Origin of the sequence: Rhodococcus sp. NPDC059968 (assembly GCF_042738615.1) — a bacterium.
Classification (GTDB): domain Bacteria; phylum Actinomycetota; class Actinomycetes; order Mycobacteriales; family Mycobacteriaceae; genus Rhodococcus_F.
The window spans coordinates 1-7,653 of sequence record NZ_JBHWUE010000197.1 but is presented as its reverse complement, the minus strand read 5'-3'; the positions used below and the strand labels follow the sequence as shown (position 1 = coordinate 7,653).

At 65.1% G+C, this 7,653-nt stretch carries 6 protein-coding genes and 2 pseudogenes; 5 read left to right on the top strand and 3 right to left on the bottom strand.

Annotated elements, in window-relative coordinates:
- Positions 1 to 250: 250 nt before the first annotated feature.
- Together ACFWAY_RS52495 and ACFWAY_RS52490 are read left to right on the top strand one after the other, a co-directional pair.
- A complete protein-coding gene (locus ACFWAY_RS52495; RefSeq protein WP_378516356.1) occupies positions 251 to 1,399 on the top strand; it encodes an ATP-binding protein in 1,149 nt (382 codons plus the stop codon).
- Positions 1,400 to 1,598: 199 nt separating this feature from the next.
- Positions 1,599 to 2,087, top strand: coding sequence for a response regulator transcription factor (locus ACFWAY_RS52490; protein ID WP_378516355.1), 489 nt, complete (start codon positions 1,599 to 1,601; stop codon positions 2,085 to 2,087).
- A 209-nt stretch (positions 2,088 to 2,296) separates the two neighbouring features.
- Here ACFWAY_RS52490 and ACFWAY_RS52485 read toward each other — a convergent pair whose 3' ends face one another.
- On the bottom strand, positions 2,297 to 3,628 hold the full coding sequence (locus ACFWAY_RS52485; RefSeq protein WP_378516354.1) for an APC family permease: 1,332 nt from the start codon (positions 3,626 to 3,628) through the stop codon (positions 2,297 to 2,299).
- Between the two features lie 37 nt (positions 3,629 to 3,665).
- Between ACFWAY_RS52485 and ACFWAY_RS52480 the strand changes: the two genes are divergently transcribed.
- Positions 3,666 to 4,439, top strand: coding sequence for an ArsR family transcriptional regulator (locus tag ACFWAY_RS52480; RefSeq protein ID WP_378516353.1), 774 nt, complete (start codon positions 3,666 to 3,668; stop codon positions 4,437 to 4,439).
- On the top strand, positions 4,436 to 4,843 hold the full coding sequence (locus tag ACFWAY_RS52475) for a VOC family protein (protein WP_378516352.1): 408 nt from the start codon (positions 4,436 to 4,438) through the stop codon (positions 4,841 to 4,843). The genes ACFWAY_RS52480 and ACFWAY_RS52475 overlap by 4 nt, the downstream gene beginning before the upstream one ends.
- A gap of 325 nt (positions 4,844 to 5,168) precedes the next feature.
- Here ACFWAY_RS52475 and ACFWAY_RS52470 read toward each other — a convergent pair.
- Positions 5,169 to 6,047 (bottom strand): annotated as a pseudogene (locus ACFWAY_RS52470) (GAF domain-containing protein); the annotation flags it as partial.
- A gap of 280 nt (positions 6,048 to 6,327) precedes the next feature.
- On the opposite strand from ACFWAY_RS52470, the pseudogene ACFWAY_RS52465 reads away from it, so the two are divergent.
- Positions 6,328 to 6,513 (top strand): annotated as a pseudogene (locus ACFWAY_RS52465) (phosphatidylserine/phosphatidylglycerophosphate/cardiolipin synthase family protein); the annotation flags it as partial.
- A gap of 340 nt (positions 6,514 to 6,853) precedes the next feature.
- Here the strand turns inward: ACFWAY_RS52465 and ACFWAY_RS52460 are convergent.
- Positions 6,854 to 7,653 (bottom strand): FUSC family protein (locus ACFWAY_RS52460; RefSeq protein WP_378516351.1); only part of this gene is annotated, 800 nt, incomplete at its 5' end.

Here is a 7,653-nt window from a genome sequence, read left to right as displayed (position 1 = left end):
GGGCGGAAAAACCCTGGTCAACACCCCCAACGAAATGTGATCAGACAACCGCTGATCACTGCTCGGCTTCACCCATCCCACACGTGGCACGGGCTTGAGAATAACAGCCGTGTGATTCTAAGTAAACGGTATTGCCACTAGCAGGGAGTCTTTGGCAATCGGAGGGGAAGCCACGCTACCCGTGCGGCCACTGGCCTTTCCTGATCCGAACCGATCGTGCTCAGTGCAAGGGCTCTCTAGCTATGAGGCAGTGAGGCTGTTCACTGAACGTGCGTGCGCCGCCGTCCCCGGGTTCGGCCTGACCGAGGACAACAAGGCTGTCGTTGCACTGATCTGCCAGCGGCTAGATGGTTTGCCGCTGCCGATCGAACTCGCGGCTGCGCGGTTGCGGGTGTTGTCGGCGCAGCAGATCTTGCTTCGCCTGAGCGATCGCTATCGACCTCTGAGGTTCGCGAACCGGGGTACACCCCCTCGCCAACAGAGCCTGCGAACGTGTATCGATTGGAGCCACGAGCTGTGCACGGCACCCGAGCGCGCGGTGTGGAGCAGGGTCTCAGTCTTCGCAGGAGGATTCGAGCTGGATGGGGCGGAGGCGCTCTGCGCTGGCGAGTTCGGCCCGAACGAACTGTTGGATGTGTTGGCTGAGCTTGTCAACAAGTCGATCCTGATCCTAGAGGAGACGCACGGTGTCATCCGGTACCGGATGCTTGAAACGGTTCGCGACTACGGGCGGGACCGGCTTCGGGAGAGCGGCGTGTATTCGACGTTGCAACGCCGGCACCGGGACTGGTTCCAACAACTGGCCGCGCGGGCAGACGCCGAATGGCTCAGCCCCAGGCAGGCTGAGTGGACAACCCGCTTGGATCGCGAGCTACCCAATCTTCGCGCCGCGATGACGTATTGCCTCGCCGATCCGATCCACGCTCCGGTCAGCTTGCACATAGCCAACGCTCTTCGCCGCTTTTGGATCTCCCGTGGTCTACTGAGCGAAGGTAGGCATTGGCTCAGTCGAGCATTGACCTCCCAGGCCGAGCCACCAACCACATCACAGGTCACAGCGCTCTGCACCGACGGCATGCTCGCCGCGTTACAGGGCGACAGCACCGATCCCTCCGCTCGCATGGCGAAAGCACGTCAATATGCGGCAGACCTGGCGGACCCCGTCCTGGAGCAATTGGTTACCCGCACCGAGGGCCAACTAGCGCTCTCGAGCGGCGATACAGCACTGGCTTGTCACTCATTTCGAGAAGGCCCTCGACGCGCGCCGAGCACCCGAAGACCTCGATACGCAACTCGAGATGCTATTCGGACTGGGACTTGCGTATGGACGGTGCGGAGACCAAGCACGAGCGATTACCTGCTACGAACAAATCCTCGCCATCACCGAACCTATGGGTGACACTGTGCACCGAGCGCAAGCCCTAGCAGCGCTCGGGTCGACCGTCTCGTGCACCGACCGCATTCAAGCGACTCAGCTGCTAGCCAAAGGCTTACAACTGAGTCGCAGCCTGAGTAGCCCTTCGACCGCAACGAGCTGCCTCTCCACGTGCGCGTGGATCGCCGCCACCGAACACCGAACCGAACACGCCGCGGTGCTGATGGGAGCAATTGAGAAGTTAGAGGAATCCACGGAAGCCCAATGGCTGAATGGATACAACACCAACACAGGTCAGAAATCGAGCCTGGCCCGCGTCCGTCTCACACTTGGCGAACGAGCATTCAGTAAGGCCGTCCAACAAGGTCGAAGTCTCACCCTCAGCGAAGCCGTAACATATGCGCTCGGTGAAAACACAACAGCCCGTGACCCATCAAGATCCAGTCCGAACACAAACCTGACACCGCGCGAACGGCCGAACACAAACCTGACACCGCGCGAACGGCAAGTCGCGGACCTCGTGGCACAGGGGCTGACCAATCGAGCGATTGCGGACACACTCGTGATATCCCAGCGAACCGCACAGGGGCATGTCGAGCACGTCCTCGCCAAACTCGGATTTTCCTCGCGGGCACAGATCGCGGCCTGGGTAGTCGAGCAAGTCGAAGACAACCTTTCACCGACGAAATCGCGCTTCCTTGCCGACGCCTAACTGTACATTCGCCTCGCGAAGCACGTAGAGCTCGTCGGCACCTGACCGACCAGGGGAACTTCTCGATGCCCTCGAAGAAGGACACCGCTCCCACGTAGATGCGGATCCAGATCATCGTCTGGGCGCGGTCGTCGCGGCCAGTCGAGCCAGCTGTTGTGGTGAGCCCCGGAATCCCTTGCCAGTGGTGGACTTACTTTCCAGTTGTGGGTTTACTGATGCGGCCCGTCTGTGGTCGGCACGGACGGGGAGCTGAAGCGGCGGCGTGCGGCGTAGATCAGTGCGCCGACCGCCACGACGGCCGCCCCGGCCAGGACCGACCGGCCTGGCAGGGTGAACGCCAACAGCAGGCACCCGGCCAGCCCGAGCGCCGGGACGGCGCGCCCGAGCCGTCGCTCGGCCGGGGCGAGCGTCCAACCGGAGGCGTTCGCGACCGCGTAGTAGAGCAGCACACCGAAGGAGGAGAATCCGATCGCGGCGCGGACATCGGTGGTGGCGGCGGCGACGGCGACGATCACCCCGACGGCGAGTTCGGCCCGGTGCGGTACCGCGAACCGGGGGTGCACCGCCGCCAGGACGTGGGGCAGATGCCGATCCCGCGCCATCGCCAGGGTGGTTCGGGAGACACCCAGGACCAAGGCAAGCAGCGATCCCAGCGCCGCGACGACGGCGCCGACCCGTACGACGGGCGCCAGCCAACCGGCCCCGGCCGCAGCCACCACACTCGACAGCGGCGCGGCCGCTTCCGACAGCCCCTGCGGACCCAGCACCAGCAGCGCGACGACCGCCACGACCGCGTACACGAGCAGGGTGATGCCCAGTGCCAGCGGGATTGCACGGGGGATGGTGCGCGCCGGGTCGCGCACCTCCTCACCGAGGGTGGCGATCCGCGCGTACCCGGCGAAGGCGAAGAACAATAGCCCCGCCGCCTGCAACACCCCGACCGCCGTGATGTCGGAACCGGGTTCCAGCCGGGCGATCTCGGCGGCCTCGGGGGTCAGTGCCGCGACGACGACGGCGGCGAGTACGGCCAGAACGATCGCCACGATCACCCGGGTCAGCAGCGCCGATTTCTGGACGCCGCGATAGTTCACCGCCGTCAGCGCCACCACCGCCGCGACGGCGACCGCGTGGGCCTGCTCGGGCCAGGCGTAGGCGCCGACGGTCAAGGCCATGGCCGCACACGAGGCGGTCTTGCCGACTACGAAACACCAGCCCGCCAGATATCCCCAGAATTCGCCGAGCCGCTCGCGCCCGTACACATAGGTGCCACCGGAGACCGGATACCGTGCCGCCAGCCGAGCCGACGAGGACGCATTGCAGTACGCCACCACCGCCGCCACCGCGAGCCCGATCAACAACCCCGACCCCGCCGCCCGGGCCGCCGGTGCCAAGGCCCCGAAGATCCCCGCCCCGATCATCGAGCCGAGACCGATCACCACCGCATCGGTCAGCCCCAGACGCCTGCGCAGCCCATCCGGTGTATCCGTCACCGTCGTCTTCGACACCCTGCTCCCATCGCACACCCGGCCGCCAAATTGCATCAAACTAATTTGATGTATCCGGTGTTATCCTCGTGGGGTGGTGCTGTCGCGTCAACCCGTCCCGCCCTTCCTGCAGCTGGCCGCGCATCCGTTGCGGTGGCAGCTGTTGGCGACGCTGTCGGGCGGTGACTACCGGGTCCGGGAGATGGTGACGCTGGTCGGCGAGTCGCAGAACCTGATCTCCTATCACCTGCGCCTGCTGCGCGACGGCGGGCTGGTGCGGGCCACCCGCAGCAGTTTCGACGGCCGCGACAGTTACTACCACTTGGATCTGGATCGCTGCACGCAGATGCTGGCCGGCACCGGCACCGCACTACACCCGGCACTCGGCCCGGGCCCCGCACCTCCGCCGTTCGACCCGACCCCGCCCGTGGCGGTGTTGTTCGTGTGCACCGGGAACAGTGCCCGCTCCGTGATCGCGGAAGCGCTACTGCGCCGGCACACCAGCGGCCGGGTCGACACAGTCAGTGCCGGCACCCGCCCCAAACCGGGCATGCACCCCAATGCGGTGCGGGTGCTGCGAGAAGAGTTCGGGATCGACATCGCAGGCCGGCATCCCCGCCACCTCGACACCCTCGCCGACAGCCCATTCGACACGGTAATCACCCTGTGCGACAAGGCCCGCGAAGTCTGCCCGGAGTTCGACGACACGCGCTGGATCCACTGGAGCATCCCCGACCCGGCGGCAGCGGGCGGCACCGACGAGGACACCTACCCGACCTTCCAGGCCACCGCCGCCGAGATCGACATCCGCATCCGGTACCTGCTGCCGGCCCTCACCACCGAACCCGTGATAAGGAGTGCCCGATGACCACACCCGACGACTACGCCAGCGTCCGCTACCTCGTCGATGACGTGCCCGCCGCCATCGACTTCTACACCAACCGCCTCGGCTTCACCCTGCACACCAATCCCGCCCCCGCCTTCGCCGACGTGATCCGCGGCCCCCTGCGACTCCTGCTGTCCGGCCCGGCCAGCTCCGGTGCACGTGCCACCCCCACCGACCTCACCGGCCCGGGCGGCAACCGCATCGACCTCATCGTCGGTGATCTCGACGCCGAGATCACCCGCCTGCGAGATGCCGGTGTCGCATTCCGCAGCGATCCGGTCACCGGCCCGGGTGGTCGCCAGATCCTGCTCGCCGACCCCGCCGGCAATCTGATCGAACTGTTTCAGCCCACCGCCCATCGGCAGGCCTCGACACCGACCACCTGAGCCGACGAAACCGCCACGCCACTGCGTCCCGCATGGTCTGCGCGGGGTGGGGAACGCGAGTAGTCGGGTACTCGATTCGAGGGGCCCGATTGGACCGGCCATGGTGGTGTGGGGCCTGTCGACCTCGATGCTGTTGTTACCGTCGGCGGGCACTTGGGAATCCGATTTGCTGCACCATCCGATAGACCCCCCATACGGGATAACGACCGGACTCGAGGATTCCGACAAGTTCGTGGGAATTATGCGCTGACACGAACGAGAACCCGTGTGCAGTCGCATTGGTCGACGGTTCGGATTCCGAAAGTTAGCTTTAGCAGACCCACCGTACATAGAACGGCCGTCGAGCTTTGAGCCCGACGTCGTCCACGGAAGACAGGCGGGCGGTCTGCCCGCTGGGAAGGGCCACGATGTGTCGATCTCCGGTAGGCGCAGTGGTCAGATCGACCGCGTGCTCGAGCAACGCGGCCTGATCTGGGGCATCCAAGGCCAGGCGCAATCGCCGGTTCATCAGGACGACATCGTCGCCGAGGGCCATCACCCCGGTCTGCGGTGCGCGGCGACAGGCCTTCAGGTAGGCGTCGAGCAACGCGATCTGCTCCGCGCTCGCCTGGGCGAGCAGCCGCCCCTCTATCTGGGCGGTGGCCGACCGCGCCAGTGTGGCCAGCAACGGTCCGCCGTCCTCGACCCACCCGGTGAGATCGAGCGCACCGACGAGGGCGCCGGACACCGGGTCGTTGATCGGGACACCGGCGCACGCCAGTTCCCCGAAGCAGTCGGCATAGTGTTCGGCGCCCGTGACGAGGGTGGGCTGACGAGTTTCGAGAGCGGTGCCAATCCCGTTGGTGCCGGCGAATTTTTCCGAGTAGCTGAAGCCAGGCGCCAGGTTGACGTCGTCGAGTGCCTGATTGAGTCGTCGGCTGGCGGTGATCCTGGTCAGTACCACGCCGTCTGCTGAGGTCAGGATCACGCTGACCGGCTCGGCGACCAGCCCGTCTGCCAGTTGAAGCAGTACGGGGGCGGCCGCCGCGACCAGGGGACTGTCCAGACCCGGTTCGCGTACGAAGGGGAGCGCGAGCTGATCGGGTCGTACCTCGTGCGACCTCGATCGTTGCCACGAAGACGAGATGGTCTCCCGAACCGAGCCGTCGAGATCGTGCTCGACGAGGAAACGGTTCCGTGCCTTCTGCAGGTCCTTGGTGGTCATCGCTGGTCATCGCCCTGTTCTTCCACCGGTTACATAGACGAGCCTACGTCGTCTCCACGCAAGACGGATCTCAGTCTGAGGCGCGGAAGAATCGACTTGACGCATGGCCCGGATCTCGTCGCTGCGTGTGCATCGTGGCTCTTCGTTCCCCACCCCGGAGTGATAGAACCAGTGAACGCGTGCGGTGGGGTCTTCGCGGCGATCTCGAACACTTCGAGCTTCTCGCCCGGGCCTTCGCAGTGAGTAGTCCCGCCGAGTGCAAGCGTTTGAGTGCCCTCTATTGCGCGCCGAACTGGACTTCCTTCCTGCACGGGTTACTCGAATGTTTCTGCGGCACATCGTCGAACCCGGCCCCACCGAACACCACACTTGAGCCACCCAGGCCCGCCACCACCGCCGCCCCGCCGGGCCGGCCGCGAAATATCAACTCGAATGGTTCCACCACGACAAGTCCGACACCCGCGTGTAGCACGGGTGGCGGGCGTGTCGTGGGCGCAGATCGGCGCAGCTCGGGTGTACCGCCTCCCGCCGCCCACGACCGCGGCGTCGTCACCGATCGGAACTGGCAGGAGGCGATAGTCGGGGCGCTCAGAGCCACGGAATGAGAATCGAACGAAGATCTGCCTCGCGCTACTGCCGATTCGTAGACCTCGACGAATAGGTGTCGCACGCCCAGCCGATGGGGAATCGAGCCAGCCGCCTCCTCGCGAAGACAGCCCACCATTGCAGGTCAGCACCGGACTTCGACAGGCCTCCCCCTTCGTCTGGCTTGCTTTGTGCTTCACGCGGGAGTATGTACGACGCCATCAGACACGCGTCAATGCCTCCCCCATCGTGCGGTTGAGGGTGCTGAGCGAACGGACGGCACTGCGAACCGGCCCGGGCGTGGTATTCGATTGCAGCATGACGTCGGGTGCCGAGGTTTCGGTGAGTTTCTCTGGAGGCTCAACGTGCTCGCCGGCGAGTGCACGTTTGACGTCGGCGACGGTTGCCTGGGTGACGTCGGCTGCTTGGCGCAATGCCTTCGCGGTCTCCTGCGACGGTCCGCTGTCCGGTTCCCCCCGAGAGGCGCTGACCCCCGCTCGGGCGAGTGCATGAGACGACCGATTGCTGACCGTCATGATCCGCAACAACCGTTTCGCTCCCCGACGAGTCCGCGTCGTCGGTCCCATCTCCAACGGTTTGCCCGCCGCGACAAGGTCCTTCAGCGCATTGTCCAGCTTCCGGATGTCGGCGACGAGGTCAGTCTCGTAGCCTGGTTGGACGACGGCTCCGATACCGGTGTCGACGATGGCAGTCATCTGATCGAGGTAATCGTCGATCTTCGAGATCAGCGTCGATCTCGTTCCGGTGGAGAAGATGAAGTACGCCGCCGCTATTCCGACGATTCCCCCGGCCGCCGTTTCGTAGATGCGCAGTTCGAGTACCTCGATGCTGAATGTGCCGAGCAGTCCGTACAGCATCGCAAGCATGACGGTGACGAAGAAGGAGAGCAATGCGTAGGCAACCGCGACGAGGTAGAACGCGAAGAATACGCAGACGACGAGCAGGAGCAGCTGCAATGGCTGGTTGTTTCCGACCAACGCGGACAACACAACTCCTGCAA